Origin of the sequence: Cyclobacterium roseum, assembly GCF_010119225.1 — a bacterium.
GTDB lineage: Bacteria > Bacteroidota > Bacteroidia > Cytophagales > Cyclobacteriaceae > Cyclobacterium > Cyclobacterium roseum.
This window is the reverse complement of sequence record NZ_WNKF01000027.1, coordinates 13947-36054: the sequence shown is the minus strand read 5'-3', so window position 1 is coordinate 36054 and position 22108 is coordinate 13947. Positions and strand designations below refer to the sequence as shown.

Below are 22108 nucleotides of genomic sequence, written 5' to 3'. Positions count from 1 at the left end.
TTATTTTTCGCGGTTAGCCAGGTTACGTGTAAGGTTCCAAAGAACTTGCAGTCCCTCGGGCCTTTGTACTTTTAGGATGCTGAGTTGGCTAAACCCCTTTTCAAAAAAATCAGTCGTTATACCCAGCGTGTGCTCCCGAATCTTCAGCCGGTCATAGAGGGCCGTCACTGCACGGACCTTTTCGTCCGGGTCCGGAGCGGTCGCCTGTAGCCATTTCTCCAATTCTATTTTATCCTCACCCCGGGCCAGCTCCTGGGCCTTGATGAGCAGGTACGTTTTTTTATTGGCCAATATGTCTCCTCCTACCTGCTTTCCAAATTTTTCCTGATCGGCATATACATCCAGCAGGTCATCTTTTAATTGAAACCCCAGGCCTATGTTGACACCAAAATCATATAGATGCTGCACATCTTCTTTACGGGCACCTGCCAGCAAGGCTCCTAATTGTAGGGAAAATCCTATTAATACCGCCGTTTTCAACCGGATCATATCCAGGTAGTCCGATTCCGAGACCTGTGCCACACGTTCAAAATTCATGTCCAGTTGCTGCCCTTCACACACCTCTGCTGCGGTCTTGCTGAAAAGTGCCAGGCTTTGGCGCAGGTGCTCCGGCGAAACATCCATCAATAATTCGTAGGCTTTGACCAGCATGACATCCCCTGATAAGATGGCCGTATTGGCATTCCACTTCTCATGGACCGTAGCCATGCCTCTACGCAGGGGAGCCTTGTCCATGATGTCGTCGTGCATCAGGGTGAAGTTATGGAACACTTCAATGGCGGATGCCGGGGTTAGGATGCGTTGGTAATCCTCTTTATACAATCCATAGGATAGCAAGGCCAGCAACGGTCGAATTCGTTTGCCTCCCAGACGCATTAAATAGTCAATGGGATCGTATAATTCCGGTGGCTGGCCCTTTAATTCGAGTTGTAGTATATGCGCTTCCAGGGAGTCTTTGATTTCCCCTAGTTGTTTTTCATTTATCATCGTTGACAAATTCCAGGTCTATGGTTCTGCGGTCAATGTCGGTTCGGGTAACACGAACCATGACCTTGTCTCCCAGCGTAATGATTTTTTTGTTTTTGGACCCAATCAGACGCATGTTCTTTTCATCAAAATCATAATAGTCGTCTGTCATGTCCTGCACGCGAACCATTCCTTCGCATTTGGTTTCGGTGATTTCCACGTAAACGCCCCATTCGGTGATCCCGGTGACGATCCCCTCGTAATCCTTTACCTCTGCCAGTTTCATGTATTCCACTTGTTTGTACTTTATGCTGGCCCTTTCTGCATCGGAAGCCCGTTTTTCTCGTTCCGAAGCATGCAGGCATTTTTCTTCCCATGCCTGGTTTTCCGGTGGTTTTCCCCCGTCCAGGTAATGTTGCAAGAGGCGGTGTACCATCAAATCCGGATACCGCCGGATCGGGGAGGTGAAATGCGTGTAATGGGGGAAAGCAAGTCCAAAATGGAGTTTCGGTTCGGTGGTGTATTTAGCCTTGGCCATGCTTCGGATAGCTAATTGTTCCAATACATTTTGTTCAGGCTTACCAACGATTTCATCCATCAGCTTGTTCAGGCTGTTGGCTACTTTTTTTTCATCACTGATTTTTAGGTCATGACCGAATTTTCTCGCAAAATTAGCAAAGGTGTTGAGTTTCTCCAGGTCAGGGTAATCATGAATCCGATAAACAAAGGTGCTTTTCCCTTTGTTTTTATCATAAATGAATTCTGCCACGGTTTTGTTTGCCAGCAACATAAACTCTTCGATCAGCTTGTGTACGTCTTTTCGCTCCTTGATCAGTAGGCCGACGGGAGTGCCTTTTTCGTCCAGCTTGAACTTAACTTCTACCGTTTCAAAGTTAATGGCTCCTTTCCGAAATCTTTCTTGCCGGAGCTTTTTGGCGAGGGTGTTGATCTTGATCAGTTCATCGGCAAATTCTCCCTTGCCCTGATCCATGTTTTCCTGGGCTTCTTCATAGCTAAACCTACGGTCGGAATGAATAACGGTGCGCCCGATCCAAAAATCCTTCACCTGGGCTTCATTGTCTATTTCAAAGACACAGGAAAAGGTGAGTTTATCCTCATTAGGTCGCAGGGAACAGAGGCCATTGCTTAGCCGCTCGGGCAGCATGGGAATGGTCCGGTCCACCAGGTACACGGAGGTGGCCCGGTCGTAGGCCTCTTTTTCCATGATGGATTTGGGCGTGACATAGTGGCTGACATCAGCGATGTGCACGCCGATTTCCATGTTTCCGTTTTTCAGATAGCGAAAGGATATCGCATCGTCAAAATCTTTGGCATCGGCCGGGTCGATGGTAAAGGTATCAACCGCCCTGAAATCCCTTCTTTTTTCCAGTTCCCGGGAGGGAATACTGTCTGGTATCGCATCGGCTTCCGCAATGGACTCCTCCGGGTATTCAAAAGGAAGTCCGAATTCTGCCATAATGGAATGAATTTCCACCTCGTGGTCACCGGCTTCTCCCAGTACGCGAATAATTTTGCCGGTAGGGCTTTTGTCTCCTTCCTTCCAATCGGTCAGTTTGACGACCACCTTCTGATTATGTTGAGCGCCGATCAGGTCTGATTTTTTTACAAAAATATCCTGATGCATCTTTTTGAAATCCGGGACCACGAACGCAAACCGTGGCGAAATTTCCACCCTGCCGACAAATTCATCCCGATTCCGTTCCGTGATTTCCAGCACTTTTCCTTCTCGCTTATTACCACGGCCCTTATGGGGCAAAATCATCACACGTACTTTGTCTCCATCCAAGGCGGTTTTGAGGTCTGCCTCCTTTACCAGGATGTCATTTTCTTTTTTTTCCTGATCCTCCGGAATGATGAAAGCAAAGCGCGCATTGACAAAATCTACTTCACCAATGATGAATTCGGGATCGGCCGCTGAAGAATAGAGGTTTCGGGGGCTTTTGGATATGCTTCCGGAGGCCACCAATTCCTGTAAGGCTTCGTCCAATGATTTTTTGGCGGTAGCATCCCGCAGCGACAATTTTTTAATCAATTGTTTTACGGCAAATTCTTCCCCGAAATGGCTATCTAAAAATTGCGTTAGTTGGTGTTTTACCTTTGGCAATCCGGTAGGATTTTCCTTCTTATTTTTGAAACCTGATTTTTTTCTTCCTGAATTTCTTCCCATAAAAGTAATTTAATGCATTAAAGGTACGGATATTTATTTTAAACTATTCCGGGCTTTGTGTTTCCGGTGGTTCCTCCAGATCCAGATTGATGGTTTCAAATTCCAAATTCCCCGGAAGCCCCTGATAGGCCAGGTAGATTCGTGCCGTAACCGCTACATCCCGAAGGCAATAGTGGCGGATAGCGGGTAGGTCATTGTCGGCATAGTAGGCGGCATTGACACCACTACCATCGATGCCGTCCTTGGAACTGGGGATGTCAAACAGTGCTGCAAGCAGATCCAGGCGCGTGTAATGCTTGTAGTCTCCAAACTTCCACAGCTCCAAAGTGTCCAGGTGGCGGATTTCCCAGGGGCGTTTACCAGCAAGTTGCAGCACCTCCGGCAAGGGCAATTGGTTGATCAGCATGCGCCTGCACAAATAAGGGATATCAAATTCTTTGCCATTATGCGCACAAAGGGTCCAGTCCCTTTTGCAAAGAAGCTCCCGGAATGCCCAAAGCATTTCATGTTCTGTTTCAGCAGCAAAAGATTTGGTACGGTACTGAAGCAGGTCCTCCTCTTTGCGATAGGTGAAATAGCCCACGCCAATACATATAATTTGACCAAATTCGGCATAGATACCCGCTTTTTCGAAATACAAATCCCCCGGCTCTTTTTCCTCCTGCCCGGGGATAAACCGGGCCTTTTTCTTCCACTCCTCCTGCATTCGGGGAGGAAGTTCCTCCAGGCTTTTGGCTCCCGAAATGGTTTCCAGATCCAAAAACAGAATATCGTTTAGGTGTTCAAAAAAATCAGCCATATGGGTTAAGTATGTACAATGCCGTGCAAATCAAGTTCAGGAATATAACTCATGTGATTTTCCTGTATACTGCCTGCTACAAAGATAAACTTTTTGTCAAAAATCTGATCCACAATATAATAACTTATCCAAAATTCGTTTGTCAGCGCAAAAAGATCGGGGTCAATCCCTTCAATCCGGGCAAAACTAGTGGGTTCCAGCCGTTCTATCATGTGCCTTAAAACGGAGGATTTTTTTTCCTTACCCTCCATTTTTCCATAGGCCCGGGAGGTAATCAGCATGGTGGTCAGCTCGATCAGGTTATTATTGATAAGGTAGGCGGACCATCCATCGGCATCCTTTTCCCTGGCAATGGCCAACTTGACTCCTGTGACCGGGTGAAATTCAATATCCTTCTTCATATCAAATCCTCGAGTTCCATTTCGAAAAGCCGGGCCAAATGTCCTTTTAAGCGCTCTTTTACCTCCCACTCGTCTATGGGTCGGCCCAGTTCCACATGCATGGAGGTGACGGCCTTGTCCCGGATGCCGCAGGGGACGATGTGCTCAAAATAACTCAGGTCGGCATTGACATTAAAGGCAAAGCCATGCATGGTCACCCAACGGCTGGATTTTACTCCCAGTGCGCAAATTTTACGCGGATTTTTTTGGTGGACATGGTCCAGCCAGACACCCGTAAGCCCGTCAATTCTCCCCGCGTCTATTCCGTAATCCCCCAGTGTGGCGATGACGGCTTCTTCCAAATACCGCAGGTACCGGTGAATGTCGGTAAAGAAATTGTCCAGATCCAAAATAGGGTAGCCTACCAGTTGTCCGGGGCCGTGGTAGGTAATATCGCCGCCGCGATTGATGGGGTAATAGCTGGCTCCGTATTTTTTTAAGCCCTCGGCATCCAGGAGTAGGTTTTCAGCTTTGCCGCTTTTACCCAGGGTATATACATGCGGGTGCTCGACGAAGAGCAGGTAATTTTTGGTGATTTGCTGCGTTGCAGGTTCCTGCTGCCTATTTTGGACCTTAATCGCCACGATATCGGCAAACAATTGCTCCTGATAATCCCAGGTTTCCCGGTAATCTTTTCTGCCCAGATCCTGAAAAATAACTTTTTTATTTATAAATTCATTCACGTTTATCCCATCGTTTTTTCAAATATAGTCAATATCACAGAATGGCCGAACACAATGACAAGGGAAGAGAGGCGGAACAGCTCGCCAAAACCTGGCTTGAAGGAAAGGGCTATGCGCTGGTGGAAGAAAACTTCCGTTACAAGCATGCCGAAATTGACCTGATCATGACCTATCAGGGCCTATTGGTCTTCGTAGAAGTTAAATTTCGTAGCGGAACCGGCTATGGCTATGCCGAGGAATTTGTGGATTATAGAAAACGACAATTGATCATCCGGGCAGCCGATTATTTTATCCATAAAATAGACTGGCATCAGGATATTCGTTTTGATATTGTGGGCGTGTACCGTGACCGCCACGGCAATATCGCCTTTAAACACTTTGAAGATGCTTTTTACTAATTCGTTGTCCGGTAAATGAGATTCCCTTCCTGATCCCATTCTGCGCGGATAAAAGGCGTAAAGTTATTGGTAAAGGCTTCGGCCTGGTATTGGATTTCGCGTTTTCTTACCCGTTTTTCATCTTTGCCAGGCCAATATTCCGTCCATAACCCAACCTTTTCCCCAAACTGGTACTCACCCGTCACAGCCACCTGCCCGTTTGGAAAAAAATGATAGAAATTCCCCTCTTCCAATTCGTATTCGATAGGAGTTAGTTTCTCAATTTTCCGTTCTCCCCGGTTGTAATAGGTGATTCTGGAATCTTTGGGCCAGCCTTCTGCGTAATGTCGTTTGTCCTGCAGGATGTTTTTACCATCATAGGACATCCACCTGCCGTGTTTGGTCCCGAAATAATACATGCCGGACTCGACCACATTTTCACCGATTCGCTTTTCGTATGGCCCATGGAGCAGGTAGCCTTTAGAAGCTTGATAGCCCGAGTTCTTGATGGCCTTGTTTCTGGAATCGTACCAATAAATATCACGGATATAGGGATCGGGTTGGCGGTGGCTTTGGGTAAAATGAAAAACCTGATAGGTTACCTGATCCCTAAAACTCGTCTTAATCAGCGTTTTTTTCGTTTTTTCTCCGAAATAAACATTTTTTTTACGTTTTTTCTTTTTGCTTTTTTTATCCTCTTTTTTCTCATCCTCTACGGATGAGAAAAGCAGCACGGGCGTGGAGGTTGGCAGCAAACGGCTATTGTCCACACCAGAGGAATCCGGATCCTGAACCGGAGCGTTTTCCTGACCATACCCCTGTGTAAAGCCGGTAAGGATAAGTAGTCCAAGCAGGTAAAAATGCCTTTTCATATCAAGTAGATAACGTTAAGATCTTTGCTTTATTTTGGAAGGCTAGCAACCTCCTTAATAGAAATCAGGAACAAGCCCTGCGACCCGAGCAGTCAAAACTGGTAAAAGATTTAGGAATCGTTGGCTTTATCCTTATTTTTGCAAAATTAAAAAATGTACCGAAAGGATCATACGATTGCAGGTACTATTTCCCTTCAAACGCATAGATATAATACTGATAATCATACATAAATAAACATACCCTAAATGAAATCCATCCTATCCGATCGCATCAACAACATGGAAGAGTCAGCCACGCTGGCTATGGCAAAAACGGCCAGGGAGCTAAAAAATCAAGGCATTGATATCATTGGACTTAGCCTGGGAGAGCCAGATTTCAAAACCCCAAAACACATACAGGAAGCCGCCAAGGAGGCCATTGATGAGGGGAAGTATTTTTCGTACCCGCCAGTGGCTGGATACCAGGATCTTCGGGAGGCTATTGCCAAAAAACTCCGTGAACAAAACCATATTGGGGAGGCGAAAGCTGAGAATATCGTGGTCTCTACAGGTGCCAAGCATTCCATTGCCAATATTTTTATGTGCCTGATCAATGAAGGGGACGAGGTAGTGATTTTTGCGCCTTATTGGGTTTCCTATTCTGAAATCATCAAATTGGCCGGAGGCGTGCCGGTGTTGATTGAAGGGAATTTGGAAAATAACTTCAAAGCCACGGCTGCCCAGTTGAAGGAGGCCATTACCGACAAAACCAAGGCAGTGATTTATTCTTCTCCCTGCAACCCATCCGGCTCTGTTTTCAGTAAAACAGAATTGGAAGCCATCGCAGAGGTGGTGAAATCGAAAGAAGACCTGGTAGTGATTGCCGATGAGATATATGAATTGATTAATTTTACCGGTCAGCATGCCAGCATCGGGTCTTTTCCCGGAATGTTTGACAGAACCATTACGGTTAATGGTTTTTCCAAGGGCTATGCCATGACTGGATGGCGGGTAGGGTACATTTGTGCGCCTTTGGCCATCGCCAAAGCCTGTGAGAAAATTCAGGGCCAGTTTACTTCCGGCGGCACGGGCATCGCCCAACGGGCAGCTTTGGCAGGTCTGGTAGGCGATCAGGGACCCACCGAAGAGATGGCAGCCGCCTATCTGAAAAGAAGGGATCTGGTGTTGGCGTTGCTGCGGGATATTCCGGGTATCAAAACACATGTCCCTGAGGGAGCCTTTTATTTCTTTCCGGATATTTCTGCCTTTTTTGGCAAATCCACTCCGGAAAATAAAACGATCGAAAGTGCGGATGACTTTTGTTTGTATTTACTTAACGAAGCGCACGTTTCCCTGGTGACGGGGGCGGCTTTTGGTGCTCCCAATTCCGTCAGACTTTCTTACGCTGCTTCGGAAAGCGAGCTTAAGGAAGCCTTGAAACGGATCAAGGAATCATTGGCTAAATTGAAATAATCATTTGGCCCCGGAGATACCATCCGGGGCTGTTTTATGTTTTCGGACAGATGAAAGCACTCGTAGTCACACCCGTAAAAGATGCCGTGGAGGCTTCCCTTGATACCATCCGGGCGGTGAAGCAATCTACGGGCCGTTTTGCCTACTGGGTATTTAATGATTTTTCCTCTGACGACACCAAATCGGCACTGCAGGCAGCGAGCGAGGAGATGGATTTTAAATTGATCCACCTGGAAGAGCTGACCGATCATCCTTCTCCGAATTATGATAAGGTGCTGTGGATGTCCCAGAAGGAAGCACTGGAAGCCAACGTGCCGCTGATCATCATTGAATCGGATGTAACGGTACAGCCAGACACCATTGAACGGCTTCTTTCTTTTGCTCATAATACTCCCAACGCGGGTTTGGTGGGTGCCATTACCCAAGATGAGCAGGGGAGGGTAAATTTTCCGTACCTTAAATTTAAAAATGAAAAGAGGAAGGGTGCTATTGAGACCAACCGTAGTCTTAGCTTTTGCTGTACCTTGCTAAGTATTGAATTTTTGAAACGATATGATTTCGCCAATCTGGATCTCGAAAAAGATTGGTACGATACCCATATTAGCCACAAGGCCCAGGAAATGGGCTTTGATAATTACATCCTGATGGACCTTCCTGTTTGGCACAAGCCACATGGCAGCCGACCCTGGAAGCACCTGAAATATTCTAATCCCTTATATTACTACTTCAAAAAGTGGTTTTCCGGAAAAGATAAAATTTAAGGGGATACGCTATTGAATTTTAGAAACTGCCTTCCGAAAGGATCGGCATTGAGGGGGCTTATGGTTTTTCCCTTTCCAGGCGTTCGCCATTTATTTTAGGTTGAGCAACGACGCAAAGTGCCGGCCAACCGTATTATTTAACTTTTTTTAATTGGATTATTTTAATATTAAATTTTTTTTCGGCATACCCGTTAATTTTGACAGACATAAGAAGGAGATTACGCAGAGAGGTATTCCCGCTAAGGAATATCCTAGATTAGCGGGAATAAATGAAGGGTTCTAATAAAATAAAACCAAAAGATAATTTAAATAATTAAATTAGGCTGGGTTACGCCTTTTCAGGGATTCTGTTTTCCTGTAGATTGCCCCGTACTATTACATATAATTTCTGAGAAAGGTTAGGAAGTTTTTATAAAAAATGGATATTCTAGAAGGGCTTCATTGTAATTATTTCTTTATTTTATCGAAACCTACTAAGAGGAATTGATTGCTTTATTAGGATTAATTTCCTTACCTTTGTCTCGGGTGATTAAGCAACTTTTTGTACTTATCTTTTTCTCATACTTAAAGAGGAGGTTATTTCGAAATTATTTTTACTGACCTCCTTTTTCCTTATTTGAAACGCGTTCCTTATTGCAGCTACTTGTTCCTTCCCTATATTGGTTTTAATTTACTGCCATGAAGCATTGCTTGTTCGTACTAAGTGCATGGATTCTGTTTAATACACATTCTCCCGCTCAGGAAGCAGAACAAGACAGCTCCTATTACCAGGCCTATCCTACAAAACTCACCGGGAGGTATTACTTTTCCCGAAAATATACCGGGTTGGGATTGGAAAAAGAAGGGTATAAACTCCTCTACATGCCCAACTCCACCTTGAATATGGGTCTGGGCGTTACTTATCAGAACCTGACCTTAAATCTGGCTTATGGCTTTGGTTTTATCAATCCTGAAAGAGGGAGGGGGGAAACGAATTACCTGGACCTGCAAGTTCATGCCTATCCTAAAAACTGGGTCATTGATTTATTCGGCCAGTTTTACAACGGTTATTACTTGCAGCGGAGCGATGGGCAGCTCCTTGATGGGCAGTCCAGGAGCTTTCCTGACATGAAGCTACGAAAGGTGGGGGCTTCTGTACAATACTTATTCAACGGAGATAAATTTTCCTACCGGGCCGCCTTCTTACAAAATGAATGGCAGCAACGATCTGCCGGGTCATTTTTGGCTGGGATGGAACTATACGGTGGTCAAATTCGCAATCAGAAAGGAATTCTCCCGACAACCTTGGGCCGTGAGGCCGATCTTAGGCAGGTTAAATACATGGAATGGGGACCTAATATCGGCTACGCGTATTCATTGGTGCTTAAAAAACATTTTTTCATTACCCTTTCGGCTGCCTCAGGGCTTTCTTTAGGACGTACCTCCCTGCACTTTGCAGATGGAAATGAGGACCTGAATTGGGCCGTACGACCAAATTATTTCTTGCGCGGATTTACCGGTTATAATTCAGAACGCTGGTCGGTCAATATTAATTACGTTTACAATCAGGTAAACCTGGCTCCCGTTGCGGGCTATCGGGTGAATACGGGTACCGGAAATTACCGATTTAACCTCGTTTATCGCTTTGCCCCCGGCCCAAAGCTATCGAAAAAGCTAGTATGGATAGACCGAACCCTTAACAAGCTCTCGGGCAAGTAAGAAGGCTGTGTTTTTACCTACACGCTTAAGATTCCGATTTTTATTAATTCCTTCCAAAAAGGCTATGCTTATTAATTTATTAACATAATAGATATGTAATCTTAACGAAAAGCGTATGTATTAATGTTGGATTATTCTGCTATTTGCCATAAAATAGACTCATTCAAGCTGTATGTTTTTGATTCTTAGAGTACTATAAGAAATCAGGTTAAAAACGATAAGGCTACGTTTATGGTAAAACAGTTACATCCAAACAGGTTTAGCATGGGGCTGCTCCTGTTATGGTTCCTATCTGGAACCTTCAATTTTGAAGTGCTGGCACAAAGCCGGCAGGTAAGCGGGACCGTCATCTCTTCAGAAGATGGGTTGGGGATTCCGGGGGTAAATGTCCTGATCCAAGGCAGTCAGAAAGGCACCGCCACGGATGTCAATGGAGCTTATTCCCTCGAGGTTCCCGGAGCAAATGCAGTACTTGTCTTTTCCTACATCGGTTACGAGCCGGTCGAGGAAACGGTAGGGAACCGATCGGAAATCAATGTGCAAATGAAACCCGATGCGGCGGCCTTGGGAGAAGTAGTCGTAACGGCACTGGGTATTCGAAGGGAGGAAATTTCGTTGGGCTATTCGATCGAACGCGTGGCAGGGGAAGAAATGACCCGCGTAGCGCAGGAAAGTTTTCTAAATGCCATGGCTGGAAAAGTAGCCGGAGCTACCATCAGCTCCACGGGCGCCACGGGTTCATCCGTAAGCATGGTCATACGTGGTGCGACCTCTCTGAGCTCGGATAACCAGCCTCTTTTTGTTGTAGACGGGGTTCCCATTGCCAATACCCTGAATAACGTCTCTTCCGTGGGTACGGAAAATAGAGTGGATTACGGAAATGCTATTTCAGGCCTAAACCCTGATGATATTGCCGATATTTCCATTTTGAAAGGACCGAGTGCGGCAGCATTATACGGCTCCAGAGCAGGTAACGGCGTGGTGCTCATCACTACCAAGCGGGGAGATGTAGACCGGTTGACAATAAATGTGACCTCCAATACTGTTTTCGATGTGCCATTTAAATTCCTGAAGTGGCACAGTGATTTTGGTTCCGGGCAATTTTCGGCCATCCCGCCGGATATTAGTGGAACGCCGCTATCAAACCCTTTTGGGAGCCTGGTTCAGGAAAATGTAAACGCCGCTTTTGGTGCTGCGCTGGATAAGGGGTACGAAGCCGTGCAATGGAACAGTCCGATGGATGAAAATGGCAACCGAGTCCCCATTCCCCTGGTATCCTATCCGGACAATGTGCAGAATTTTATGCAAACAGGGATTACCTCTGCCAATAGCTTCTCCATCGCAAACAGTACTAGCGCCATGAATTACCGGGTATCTTATTCCAATATGCGTAACAGAGGCATCATCCCCAATGCTGACCTGTTTCGGAATACCCTGAACTTCAATTCTACCATGGAACTTGGTAAGGGCTTGCGTCTGAGCACCAATCTGGATGTTAGCCGAAACAATTCGAACAACCGGCCCGCCGGAGAGCGGGGTACCAACCCGCTTCAATGGGTGTACGAAACCTCTCCGCATGTGAACATACTGGACCTGAAGGACTATTGGATGCCCGGACAGGAAGGCCTGGAACAAAAAACGGTGGATGCCGACCAGGAAGTGCGCGTCACCAACAACCCCTACTTTTTGGCCAATGAGGTAAACAATAGTTTTACCCGGGACCGGGTTTTTGGAAACATGAAGCTCGACTGGCAGATTTCTCCCTCTTTCAGCTTCTTTGCCCGGTATGCCATCGACTTGTACCGGGAAACCAGGGAAAGCAAAATTGGCAGAAGCTATAGCCAGGAACCGGAAGGAGCTTATGGTATTACCGAGTTGCAGGGATTTGAATCCAATACCGATTTTCTGCTTACCTATAGCAAAGATGCCGGGGATTTTAGCCTTTCACTTTCCGGAGGAGGTAATATCCGCTACCAAAATGGCAGCAACTTCTTTGCAGGCTCCAAGGCAGGTGCCGGTCTGATTACACCGGGTGTCTACACCGTACAAAATATTGCACCCGATAATATTGAGTATTCCAATAGCAGGTTTGAGCGGGGTATCCATAGCTTATACGGACTGGCGAATCTGGGGTACAAAGACATGGTTTACCTGGATTTAACTGCCAGAAACGATTGGTCCAGTACCTTGCCGGATGCGGCCCCTTATTTTTACCCCTCTGCTTCGCTTAGCTTGCTTTTCAATGAAATGTTGGCCCTCCCTGAGCCCTTTAGTCTTGTTAAATTAAGAGGCGGTTATGCTTCTGTTGGAAACGACGCAGATCCCTACCGGCTTATTGCGGCGCTGTCCAATGCCGGAGCCTGGGGGAATGTGCCCCGGCTTTCTCTTCCTGGGACGCTGCTAAACCCCTCGCTGAAGCCCGAAATTGCGACATCTTACGAAGGGGGAGTGGATCTGCATCTATTCAACAATCGGATCAGGTTTAGCGGTACCTACTACATGGTAGAAAATCGCAATCAAATTTTCAGGACCGGACTTCCGCCCTCTACCGGTTATTCTGCCAAAAATATCAATGCTGGACTCCTGCGTAGTAAAGGCATAGAACTTACCCTGGGAGCAGACCTGGTACAGGGTCCAAACTGGAACTGGACCACGAGTTTCAATCTTACCCGGAATCGCACGCGTATAGTGGAGCTGGCCGATGAACTACCCTATTATACCTTATGGACCGATGCCAGAGGTGGGGCCTGGACCTATGTGGGAGAAGAAATCGGCGATATTTACGATGCCAAAGTGGTGACCGTAGAAGACCCGGAATCACCCTATTTTGGGTTTCCAATCCTGGATCAGACCGGAAAATGGCAGGATGTGGACGCGGTAAACAGCCGTAATAAAATCGGAAATTTCAATCCTGATTTTATTTTGGGAATGCAAACCTCCCTGTCCTACAAAAATTTTCACCTTAACCTGACCTTTGACTGGAGAAATGGAGGCGATTTTGTGTCTCAAACCTACCGTTTCGGAGAAGAACACGGCAGGTCTCAGATTTTTCTGGATAAATTGATCCATCCGGGTGACCGCTCCGGAGCCGCCCTGAAGGACTACCTGCTGGAAAATAAGGAATCCATGATCCTTATCAATGGAAACAATTTCCCCCTTGTGGGTGGGCCTACTCCGGATTATGGAGGATATCCTTTCACCTTCGGACCTTTCACGCTGCCTTATGGCGGGGTGTTTATCCCCGGAGTGTATGCAACAGCCTTTGATGAGGATGGGAATCCTACCGAGTTTGCCGAAAATTTGGGAGAGAATATTGGAGAGGACGGAGGTACCCTTACCCTTCCCTATGCGGGAAGCACGGCCTGGAGTTTTGCGAGGGCTTTCCTGTACGATGCTTCTTTTGTAAAACTGAGGGAGGTTTCCTTTGGATACGATGCGCCGCAGAAATTTGCCCAGGCATTACGAATGCAACAGTTGAACTTCTCGGTTTATAGCCGGAATATCATCCTGTGGACAGCGGCTAAAATCAACGTGGATCCTGAAATGGCCTTTCAGCCTTCCTCCGGAGTCCAGGCCGGGTCCCAGTTTAAGCAGGGCATTGAGCGATGGAATGTGATGCCCTGGGTGATGCCCATCGGTTTTAAGGTAAACGCAACGTTTTAATCAGGGTTTGGTGATCACAAAAAAAAGAAATGGCTATGAAAATCAATAATAAATTTATTCTCGGATTTGTACTGACCTGCCTGTGTACCTTTTCCTGCACGGAAGAATTGGTGGAAATGAACATCAATCCCAATGGAGCAAATCCTGAAACGGCTAATCCGAATCTGGTGCTTTCTACCGTTCTGACGGAAGCGGGCAAAACCATCGTTAACCTGGGTTATCAGGATATTGCGGGGGTTATGCAGCATACCCAAAAAGACGGATGGTCCGGGGCGCATAACCTGTATGACTGGAACCGTAGTAATAGCTGGACGGGCTATTATGCCATTCTCCGAAACAATCAATTCGTTTACGATAAAGCTGTAGAATTGGATCAGGACTTGCATCAAGGCGTGACACTGGTCATGAAGTCCATGATGTTTGGCCTGATAGCCGATTTGTGGGGAGATGCTCCCTACACGCAGGCGCTGAGAGGAGCAGAAGGCACACCGGAAGCTACCTTTCCGGCATTTGATACGCAGGAGGACATCTATCGCGGGGTACTGGCCGACCTGCAAGCAGCCAACGAGCTCCTTTCTCAGCCAGCCGGTGCCTATAACAGCAGCATTGAGGGCGCGGATGTATATTTTAACGGAGATCCGGCAAAATGGAGAATGATGGCCAATTCGCTGAGATTGCGCTATTACATGAGGGTATCCGAAAAACTGCCCGAATTTGCGCAGCAGGGAATAGAGGAGATCCTTTCCAATCCAGAGGGCAACCCCCTGATTCTAAACCCGGCGGATGATGCCAGTATGGGTTTTGCTGGTATCAGTGAAGACACTTCCTGGCCGAATACTACCCGTTACGATGCAGATGCCAGCAGTTATCGCCGAATAAAAATGTGCCGCACCCTTGTGGAGGCCATGCGCTCGAAAAGCGATCCCAGGCTATCCGTTTGGGCAAATCCGGTTCAAATACCGCTGGTGGTGGATGAAACGCTTCCTTCCGGAACGGATCAAATTGAAAATGGCAGACGCTTGCTCTCTCCGGATGTGCTGGAAGAACGAAATGTAGCGCTGGAAGACATCAACCAGAATCCCGACTACGTGGGCATTCCTCCGGGCATCCCCGGTCCGCAAGTGTACAACCTCAGCCCGGATGCCAATCAAGCCGCTTTCAATCCCCATGTTTCCTGGCTGAATGACAGGTATCGTGACGCAACCGGTCCCCTATTGCGGGCGCGGATTATTTCTGCCTCGGAAGTGAATTTTATTTTGGCGGAGGCCGCTTTGAACGGATGGAACGTAGGAGACACCCCAGAAAATTACTACAACGCTGCGATCCAGGCTTCTTTTGCCACCTGGGGGCTGTCAGATCAGGTAGAAAGTTACCTGCAAGAGGATGAAGTTCAATTTGAAGGATCGCTCGCCCAGCTTATGGAGCAAAAATGGATTGCTTCCTGGACAGCCGCCGCCGAATCCTGGTTTGACTACCGTCGGACCGGATTCCCGGAACTGGAAGCGGGTCCCTTTGCCATCCGATCGGCCATACCGGTACGATTCTATTATATGATCCAGGAGCGGAACCTGAATTCCGCCGAGACAGAAGAGGCCATTTCCAGGCTGGAGGCAACCAGCTTTTCAGAAGTAGATGGTCAAAACAGTGCCTGGTCCAAGCCCTGGGTGATTCAGGGAACCGGAAAGCCCTGGTAATTTACAATAACACACGGTTACGGGGCCATTTCGATTTCGGGATGGTCCCGTATTTTTTTCGATTATTTTTGAACGTTAGCACCATTGATTCCGTAAATTTGACGAAATTTTAAAATGATCTATGGAAGCTTCAACAAAATGGATTTCAGGCAATTCGGTTTTTTTTATCCTCTTTTTTCTACTGGTATCCTGTACCAAAAACGTTTCCCTTACACGCTTGATGCCAGCGGAGATCCCGGTTCCTAACCATGTTCAGCGTTTGCTGCTGGTGGACCGAACGGTTCCGGAAAGTCAGGGAGTTGCCATTATTGAAGGAATCCTGACCGGGGAGGCTCCTTTTGAAATTCGTAATGCCATAGACGCGACCATGGCTACCATTCAGCAGGAACTGGCTACATCTCCCCGCTATGAAATCATCCGTGCAGGCGAAAGACTGAAAGGGGGGCTTTTCGGGCAGGTTTTTCCGGAACCACTGTCATGGGATCAAATTGACTATTTATGCGACAAATACCAGGCGGATGGGGTGCTAACGCTGGAGAAATTCGATTCGGATTTTGTGGTGACGGAAAAAAAAGTAAACCTGAAAAAACAAGTTGGTTCCGGGAATGAGGAACGTACCATTGAAGTACCGGGAATTCTGGCAGAAGGACTAGCATCCGTGCAAGTGGGCTTTCGCCTGTATGACCCTGCCTCGGGTACGCTCGTAGATCAGGCAGACTTTTCAAAAACCAATACATGGTCAGCCGAGGCAGAGTCCAAAACCCAGGCACTGGCCCTGCTGATCGATAAAGTGCAGGCCACCCGCTACGTGGGACAGTTGGCAGGAGCGGCCTATGCCCGGAGGGTCGCACCCATGTATGTGGCCATCAACCGTTCGTATTATGGCAAATCCAAAGACAATCCGGCGTTGGAAGTAGGAGCCCGGTATGCAGAGATAGATCAGTGGGAAGAGGCGATCTTGGCCTGGAAAGACGGCCTTTCACAACCATCCGATGCCAAAACACATGGGAAAATATGCTATAACCTGGCGTTGGCCTATGAGGTTTTAGGGGATTTGCCGCTGGCTAAGGAATGGGCAGGAAAGGCCTATACCCAATTTGCCTTCAAAGGCGGACGCAGCTATGCCCGGGAGCTGGATCAGCGGATGATGGAAGAAGACCAACTGCGCCAGCAATTAGCCTCACCTGCAACAGAATAGAAGGCTAGGCTACTTTCGGGAAAAAAGCACTTGGTCTAATGCCCATCTGCCGCTACCCTTCAGGATTAAAAACAAACTACCCAGGAGCATCGCCCAGTCTGTTCGGCTTCCGTGCATCGCAGGCCAAAATCCCCCTTCAGCGTAAACCTGGGTTTTGGTACTGGCAATGGCAACGATCATGATTATCAAAGTAGGAATAGCAGCAAGGCGTGTAAGCAAACCTACCAAAATAAACAGCCCACAAAGAATTTCCATACCTCCTACAAAGTAACCGAGGAATTCCGGATTAGGAAGTCCGATTTTTTCAAACCGACCGGCTCCGCGAAGGGCAGGAAAAAGAAATTTTTGCCATCCTTCGGAAAAGAATACCACACCAACCATCATTCGGATCAGCAGGGTGGATTTTTCATTGGTGGGGGAAAGAAATGATTTCATAGGATTATAATTTACTTTTTAAATGCCTGTCTCTATCCTTAATCGGGAGAATCTCGCATTTTCTATCAACATCCCTCCCTGGGTCCCTTGCGTCATGCCTGTCTGTCTTAGGCAGGCTCGATTTCATCTGTTTATAATTGTTTTTAGTGGTTATATGCCTAAGCCATGCTAGCTTTTATTAGCCTTCATTACTCAATCCATCTGCCTACGCAATAGTTGGATACTGGTAAAGACGATCATAGTGCCTTAACTCATATAGCCTCTTTAAATTTAGCGAAAGGTTCTCATTTCCGCCTTGCAGATTTTGGCGTTTAGAAATCTGGACGGAGGGCAGGTAAAGGCAGAGGCCTGTCTGACGAAGGTTTTGGTCTGTCAGTGCCTTTTTAAAGCCAGTATTTCCACCAAAACCTGAGGAGTTTGCCTATGCGCGGGTGGCGTTCAGATTTTAGCCAAAATATGCACAGCGGCGGGGTTTTTGGTTACTTTTTGATCCCGATTCGCTTGGCTCCACGGGACAGGCACTGCAGCAAAAAGTAACGAAGAAAGAAACTCTCTGGATAGAAACACGGCACCAACGATCATTCGGATTGGGAGGACCAATTTTTATTTGCCTTTGTTTATTTCTAGATAGTTTCATTACTCAATCCATCTGCCTACGCAATAGTTGGGCATTGGCCGCGACGATAACAGTACTCAAACTCATAAAGATCGCACCGATGGCAGGATTGATCAGCAGGCCGGGAATAAACCCGGTAGCCAAAGGCATCGCAACGGCGTTGTAGCCGGTGGCCCAAACCAGGTTTTGGATCATCTTTTTGTAGGTAGCCGTGCCGAACCGGACCAATTGCGCAATGTCTTTGGGATTGCTGTTGACCAGGATAATGTCCGCCGTCTCAGCGGCTACATCTGTACCGGAACCTACGGCGATGCCTACATTTGCCTGGGCCAGGGCTGGCGCATCGTTTACCCCGTCTCCGGTCATGGCTACAAAATACCCTTCCTTTTGCAGTTTTTTAATTAGTTCTACTTTCTCATCCGGCAGCACCTCGCTGTAGTAATCATCTAAACCCAATTCCTCACTCACCGCTTTGGCGGTTTTTTCGTTGTCTCCGGTGGCCATAAACACCTTCATACCAGCTTCTTTCAGCGACTTGATGGCCGGCAAGCTGTCTTCCCTGACCTTGTCTGCCAGTGCCACAAAACCTACCAGGTCTTCTCCTTTGAGTATAAAAACGATGGTTTCCGCTTTCTCGGACTGGGATTTTTCCGGTAGAGAGATGTTTTTTTCTTCCAGGTAGCCGGGACTGACCACTTTCCAGGATTCGCCATTCACTTCTCCCTGTACCCCTTTTCCGGTTATGCCTTCAAACTGGTTCACTTCGTGCAGATCCAGCTTTTCTTCTTTGGCTTTTTTCACGATTCCCTGCGCGATGGGATGTTCCGATCCCTGCTCCAGCGAGGCGGCAAAAGCCAGCAACTGCTTTTCGCTGAGATCTTCCGACAGGCTTTCGTAACGAGACACAGCAAAGTTGCCCTCGGTCAATGTGCCCGTTTTATCAAATACCATGGCCGTTATTTTCCGGGCATTTTCGAAGGCCGTCCGGTTTCGGATCAACAAGCCTTTTCCGGCCGACACCGAGGTGGAAATGGCCACCACCAAAGGGATTGCCAGTCCAAGGGCATGGGGGCAGGAAATGACCATCACGGTAACCATTCGTTCCAGGGCATAATCCCAGGGTTTGCCCATCAGCAGCCAGGCTACCAGGGTTATGGTTCCGGCACCCAGGGCGATAAAGGTAAGCCATTTGGCTGCCTGGTCGGCCAGGTGTTGCGTCTTGGATTTGCTGGATTGCGCTTCCTTTACCAAGCCGATTACCTTGTTCAGGTAACTTTCTTCTCCTGTTTTCTGGACTTTTACCTCCAGGGATTGGTTGCCGTTTACAGAACCGCCCACTACCTCATCTCCTTTGGAGCGCTTTATGGGTTTACTTTCACCGGAGATCATGCTTTCGTCCAAATGGCTTTCCCCCTTCTCAATGACTCCGTCAGCTGGGATTTTTTCGTTGGCCTTGACCAGGATCCGGTCTCCCTTTTTTAGTTCGCTTACTTTCACCTCTTTGACATCCTTTCCGTCCATGAGGTGCGCCTCCGCAGGCATCAGTTGGACGAGCAATTCCAGTGATCGGGAAGCCCCCATCACTGACTTCATTTCGATCCAGTGTCCCAGAAGCATCACTACGATCAGGGTGGCCAGCTCCCAATAAAAATCGGTACCGTCGAGCCCAAAGACCACGGCACTGCTGTAGCCGTAGGCCACGATAATCGCCACGGCTATCAGGGTCATCATTCCCGGATTTTTTTCACGGAGCTCGTCAATCAGGCCTTTCAAAAACGGCCATCCCCCATAAAAAAACAAGACGGTGGACAAACCAAATAATACGTATTTGTCTCCTTCAAAGGATAGGGTGAACCCCAGCCATTGCTGGATCATTTCGGATAGCACCAGGATCGGAAGGGTCAGCACCAGGGAGATCCAAAAACGTTTTTTGAAGTCTTCGATCATCATGGCGTGGTGATCGTGGTGGGAGTGGTTATTAGAATGCTTTTCGTGTTGCTCGTGTTCGTGCTTTTCTTCTTTCATGATCGCTTCTTGGTTTATTACTGGTTTATTCAACTCGTTGGGCCGAGGCGTTTAGTGGTTGTGCCCGCCCCCGCCCGGGCTGCCGGTGTTGGGGCTTTTCTCCATTACCAGCTTCCCTTTTTCGTAGGTCTCCCGTACTTCCCCACAGCGCAACATATCGGCACCAAAATAGGGATTGCGGATTTCTTCGGTTTCGCTCAGCCAATAGGCACCCTCGTCACCAAAAGCCATGGGGCAATATTGGCGGTATACCTTGTCTTTTTCCAGGCCAAAAGATTCGGTCATCTCCAGCATGCTTTCCGAAAGCAGCATAAATTGCTTGCGGACCGGCTGAAGACCATCAGCTTTCGCAATGCCTTCCAAGGCCTTTTCGGCTTCCACTTTTAATTCCATCCAGTGGGCGTGTGCCGCTCCTTCTACCAATTCCATATCCACCTGATTCAACGCTTCTCCAACCTGGTTGCCGGCGTTTCGTGCTGCTTCGGCATCGTCGGCTACCAACTCATTTTTAAGCTCAAAATAGGCTTCTGCCAAAACGGTAAGCTGCTCTTGAAAGGTGGAAGAGACTTCCATGGTCTTGCTTTCCGGTCGGTTTAACAGGCTGTAATTACCGGCCAGCTGTGCCGCGGCATCAATGGAAAATACCCCATTGCTCACCACTTCTTCTCCCGCTTGCAGCCCGGACATTACCGGGTAGGTTTCCCCGTTTCTGGGACCGATGCTTACTTCCCTCATTTCGTAGGCAGGGTATTCGGAATCCGGCACCTGCACGTAAACGACGGATCTTTTTCCGGACCAGAGTAAAGCGGTCCGGGGTATGTTGAAGATCCCCTCTTCCAGGTTTCCGCTTGTCTGTATCCGGGCATTTACAAACATTTCCGGCTTCAGGCGGTCCCCGGGATTATTCAGCAAAAGTCTTGCCTGAGCCGTTCGGGTATCCGGATCAATAAACGGATCCAGGTAGGAAATCGGGGCTTCAAAGGTTTCGCCTGGAATTCCTTCTATGGTCAGCGAGACCAAATCGCCATTCCGAACGAAGGGAAGGTGCGTTGCGTATATGTCCAACATGACCCATACCGAGCTCAGGTTTACCAGGTCAAAAAGGGCAGTACCGGTTCCTACGTAGTCTCCTTCGGTCACCTTTCGTTGGATGACAATGCCCGAGCGGTCGGCTAAAACAGCAAAACGTTCCAGCAATGCCCCGCCGGATTCGATGGACTCGATTTGCTCCGAAGTGATTTTCCAGGATTGTAGTTTTTGCCTGGCAGCCACATACAGGTCGGGAAAGTCGGATTTGGTTTTGGAGGCTTCCAATAATTCTTTTTGCGCATTTATCAGTTCGGGTGAATAGACCTCCGCCAATTTTTCGCCTTTTTGCACGGCTTGTCCGGTGAAATTTACGAAAAGCTGCTCGATCCTTCCTGGAAAATTGGCCGTAATGGTGGAGCGGCTTCGTTCATTGGGTTGGACTTTACCGGTAGTGGATATCTCTTTCGCGGTTTCATTTTCCTTTACAATAAACGTTTGAACCTCTGCCATCGCAATGGCCGCCTCACTCATTTCCAGCACAGCAGGAGAGGAATTGCCATTGCCTCCGGCGGTGGATGCAGGGATTAGGTCCATACCACAGATGGGACATTGCCCCGGTTCCGGCTGCCGTACCTGTGGATGCATGGAGCAGGTCCAGGTTTGATGATCTGATGATCCGGTGGTTTGGTGGTCTGATGCGTTGATGTGTTGATTTGATGATGTGTTGATTTGCTGATTTGCTGATGGGCTGATTAGCATCGCAACCAGGAAACCCAGGATCATTCCAATCGCTGTAAATACCAACACCTGTTTATTAAGCTTTTTCATGGTTTGTTTTTATCTTCTATTATTCGCACGGGAGGTTGCAATAATTTTATTCAGTAACTTTTGTATGCTAAGAAGCAGCCCAGCCATCGTCTCTGGGGGATCCGGATACGCGGCGGCTTTGGAGCATAAAAGAAGCCAGTATTCCGTTTCTTGGACCTCTTTATGGGAAATCTTGAGCTTGTGAATGAAGTCAGCCCTACTTTCGCAACTTTGGGCTTCCCTTACACTGGCACCGATACCTGTGCCTGATTTCAATAATTGCCGGGCTATTACGAATTTTCTTTTTTCCTCCAACAATTCCGAAAATTCGATGACCTGCAACGCAAATTCAAAACTCAATTCCAAAACTTCATTTCTCTTTTCCATTTCATTAAGGGTTTTCCT

General features: G+C 47.6%; 17 protein-coding genes. 7 read left to right on the top strand and 10 right to left on the bottom strand.

Features of this window, described 5'->3' with window-relative positions:
- From GJQ68_RS22475 to lipB, 5 genes are read right to left on the bottom strand one after another with little or no spacing between them, the layout of a single operon-like run.
- The gene (locus tag GJQ68_RS22475) at positions 1-987 is read right to left on the bottom strand and encodes a polyprenyl synthetase family protein (protein WP_162419513.1); all 987 of its coding nucleotides are present in this window, start codon (positions 985-987) and stop codon (positions 1-3) included.
- A complete protein-coding gene (gene rnr, locus GJQ68_RS22470; RefSeq protein WP_162419512.1) occupies positions 977-3154 on the bottom strand; it encodes a ribonuclease R in 2178 nt (725 codons plus the stop codon). The genes GJQ68_RS22475 and rnr overlap by 11 nt, the downstream gene beginning before the upstream one ends.
- A 43-nt stretch (positions 3155-3197) precedes the next feature.
- Entirely contained in the window at positions 3198-3953 is a 756-nt protein-coding gene (locus tag GJQ68_RS22465) for a 3'-5' exonuclease (protein ID WP_162419511.1), read from the bottom strand.
- A 5-nt stretch (positions 3954-3958) separates the two neighbouring features.
- Entirely contained in the window at positions 3959-4354 is a 396-nt protein-coding gene (locus tag GJQ68_RS22460; RefSeq protein WP_162419510.1) for a hypothetical protein, read from the bottom strand.
- On the bottom strand, positions 4351-5076 hold the full coding sequence (lipB, locus tag GJQ68_RS22455; protein WP_162419509.1) for a lipoyl(octanoyl) transferase LipB: 726 nt from the start codon (positions 5074-5076) through the stop codon (positions 4351-4353). The genes GJQ68_RS22460 and lipB overlap by 4 nt, the downstream gene beginning before the upstream one ends.
- Positions 5077-5117: 41 nt before the next feature.
- Here lipB and GJQ68_RS22450 point away from each other — a divergent pair, with 41 nt between their 5' ends.
- Positions 5118-5474, top strand: coding sequence for a YraN family protein (locus GJQ68_RS22450; protein ID WP_162419508.1), 357 nt, complete (start codon positions 5118-5120; stop codon positions 5472-5474).
- Here GJQ68_RS22450 and GJQ68_RS22445 read toward each other — a convergent pair.
- Positions 5471-6325 (bottom strand): toxin-antitoxin system YwqK family antitoxin, encoded by an 855-nt coding sequence (locus tag GJQ68_RS22445; protein ID WP_162419507.1) that lies wholly within the window; start codon positions 6323-6325, stop codon positions 5471-5473. The two genes, GJQ68_RS22450 and GJQ68_RS22445, sit on opposite strands and share 4 nt — an antisense overlap.
- Before the next feature lie 246 nt (positions 6326-6571).
- Between GJQ68_RS22445 and GJQ68_RS22440 the strand changes: the two genes are divergently transcribed.
- The 6 genes from GJQ68_RS22440 (at position 6572) to GJQ68_RS22415 (ending at position 16791) form a co-directional block, all read left to right on the top strand.
- Positions 6572-7777 carry a pyridoxal phosphate-dependent aminotransferase gene (locus tag GJQ68_RS22440; RefSeq protein ID WP_162419506.1) on the top strand — a complete coding sequence of 402 codons (1206 nt, stop codon included), beginning with the start codon at positions 6572-6574 and terminating at the stop codon, positions 7775-7777.
- 50 nt (positions 7778-7827) lie between these two features.
- The gene (locus GJQ68_RS22435) at positions 7828-8538 is read left to right on the top strand and encodes a glycosyltransferase (protein ID WP_162419505.1); all 711 of its coding nucleotides are present in this window, start codon (positions 7828-7830) and stop codon (positions 8536-8538) included.
- A 678-nt stretch (positions 8539-9216) separates the two neighbouring features.
- Positions 9217-10236, top strand: coding sequence for a DUF4421 domain-containing protein (locus GJQ68_RS22430; RefSeq protein ID WP_162419504.1), 1020 nt, complete (start codon positions 9217-9219; stop codon positions 10234-10236).
- 231 nt (positions 10237-10467) lie between these two features.
- Positions 10468-13899: a SusC/RagA family TonB-linked outer membrane protein gene (locus tag GJQ68_RS22425; protein ID WP_162419503.1), complete on the top strand. Its 3432-nt coding sequence runs from the start codon at positions 10468-10470 to the stop codon at positions 13897-13899.
- A gap of 35 nt (positions 13900-13934) precedes the next feature.
- Positions 13935-15593 (top strand): SusD/RagB family nutrient-binding outer membrane lipoprotein, encoded by a 1659-nt coding sequence (locus GJQ68_RS22420; protein ID WP_162419502.1) that lies wholly within the window; start codon positions 13935-13937, stop codon positions 15591-15593.
- A 121-nt stretch (positions 15594-15714) separates the two neighbouring features.
- The gene (locus GJQ68_RS22415; RefSeq protein WP_235941853.1) at positions 15715-16791 is read left to right on the top strand and encodes a DUF6340 family protein; all 1077 of its coding nucleotides are present in this window, start codon (positions 15715-15717) and stop codon (positions 16789-16791) included.
- 9 nt (positions 16792-16800) lie between these two features.
- On the opposite strand, the gene GJQ68_RS22410 is transcribed toward GJQ68_RS22415, so the two are convergent.
- The 4 genes from GJQ68_RS22410 to GJQ68_RS22395 all read right to left on the bottom strand — a co-directional run bounded on the left by GJQ68_RS22410 (position 16801) and on the right by GJQ68_RS22395 (position 22090).
- Positions 16801-17226: a DoxX family protein gene (locus GJQ68_RS22410; protein ID WP_202927999.1), complete on the bottom strand. Its 426-nt coding sequence runs from the start codon at positions 17224-17226 to the stop codon at positions 16801-16803.
- Between the two features lie 640 nt (positions 17227-17866).
- The gene (locus tag GJQ68_RS22405) at positions 17867-19867 is read right to left on the bottom strand and encodes a copper-translocating P-type ATPase (RefSeq protein ID WP_162419501.1); all 2001 of its coding nucleotides are present in this window, start codon (positions 19865-19867) and stop codon (positions 17867-17869) included.
- 51 nt (positions 19868-19918) lie between these two features.
- Complete coding sequence (locus tag GJQ68_RS22400) at positions 19919-21724, bottom strand: efflux RND transporter periplasmic adaptor subunit (protein WP_162419500.1); 1806 nt, start codon at positions 21722-21724, stop codon at positions 19919-19921.
- Positions 21725-21733: 9 nt separating this feature from the next.
- Positions 21734-22090, bottom strand: coding sequence for a four helix bundle protein (locus GJQ68_RS22395; protein WP_162419499.1), 357 nt, complete (start codon positions 22088-22090; stop codon positions 21734-21736).
- Positions 22091-22108: the final 18 nt, after the last annotated feature.

Excerpts from the sequence above, each read along its gene's own strand:
- GJQ68_RS22475 (WP_162419513.1), bottom strand. The coding sequence starts at position 987 with ATGATAAATGAAAAACAACTAGGGGAAATCAAAGACTCCCTGGAAGCG.
- rnr (WP_162419512.1), bottom strand. The coding sequence starts at position 3,154 with ATGGGAAGAAATTCAGGAAGAAAAAAATCAGGTTTCAAAAATAAGAAG.
- GJQ68_RS22465 (WP_162419511.1), bottom strand. The coding sequence starts at position 3,953 with ATGGCTGATTTTTTTGAACACCTAAACGATATTCTGTTTTTGGATCTG.
- GJQ68_RS22460 (WP_162419510.1), bottom strand. The coding sequence starts at position 4,354 with ATGAAGAAGGATATTGAATTTCACCCGGTCACAGGAGTCAAGTTGGCC.
- GJQ68_RS22450 (WP_162419508.1), top strand. The coding sequence starts at position 5,118 with ATGGCCGAACACAATGACAAGGGAAGAGAGGCGGAACAGCTCGCCAAA.
- GJQ68_RS22445 (WP_162419507.1), bottom strand. The coding sequence starts at position 6,325 with ATGAAAAGGCATTTTTACCTGCTTGGACTACTTATCCTTACCGGCTTT.
- GJQ68_RS22440 (WP_162419506.1), top strand. The coding sequence starts at position 6,572 with ATGAAATCCATCCTATCCGATCGCATCAACAACATGGAAGAGTCAGCC.
- GJQ68_RS22435 (WP_162419505.1), top strand. The coding sequence starts at position 7,828 with ATGAAAGCACTCGTAGTCACACCCGTAAAAGATGCCGTGGAGGCTTCC.
- GJQ68_RS22430 (WP_162419504.1), top strand. The coding sequence starts at position 9,217 with ATGAAGCATTGCTTGTTCGTACTAAGTGCATGGATTCTGTTTAATACA.
- GJQ68_RS22425 (WP_162419503.1), top strand. The coding sequence starts at position 10,468 with ATGGTAAAACAGTTACATCCAAACAGGTTTAGCATGGGGCTGCTCCTG.
- GJQ68_RS22420 (WP_162419502.1), top strand. The coding sequence starts at position 13,935 with ATGAAAATCAATAATAAATTTATTCTCGGATTTGTACTGACCTGCCTG.
- GJQ68_RS22415 (WP_235941853.1), top strand. The coding sequence starts at position 15,715 with ATGGAAGCTTCAACAAAATGGATTTCAGGCAATTCGGTTTTTTTTATC.
- GJQ68_RS22410 (WP_202927999.1), bottom strand. The coding sequence starts at position 17,226 with ATGAAATCATTTCTTTCCCCCACCAATGAAAAATCCACCCTGCTGATC.
- GJQ68_RS22405 (WP_162419501.1), bottom strand. The coding sequence starts at position 19,867 with ATGAAAGAAGAAAAGCACGAACACGAGCAACACGAAAAGCATTCTAAT.
- GJQ68_RS22400 (WP_162419500.1), bottom strand. The coding sequence starts at position 21,724 with ATGAAAAAGCTTAATAAACAGGTGTTGGTATTTACAGCGATTGGAATG.
- GJQ68_RS22395 (WP_162419499.1), bottom strand. The coding sequence starts at position 22,090 with ATGGAAAAGAGAAATGAAGTTTTGGAATTGAGTTTTGAATTTGCGTTG.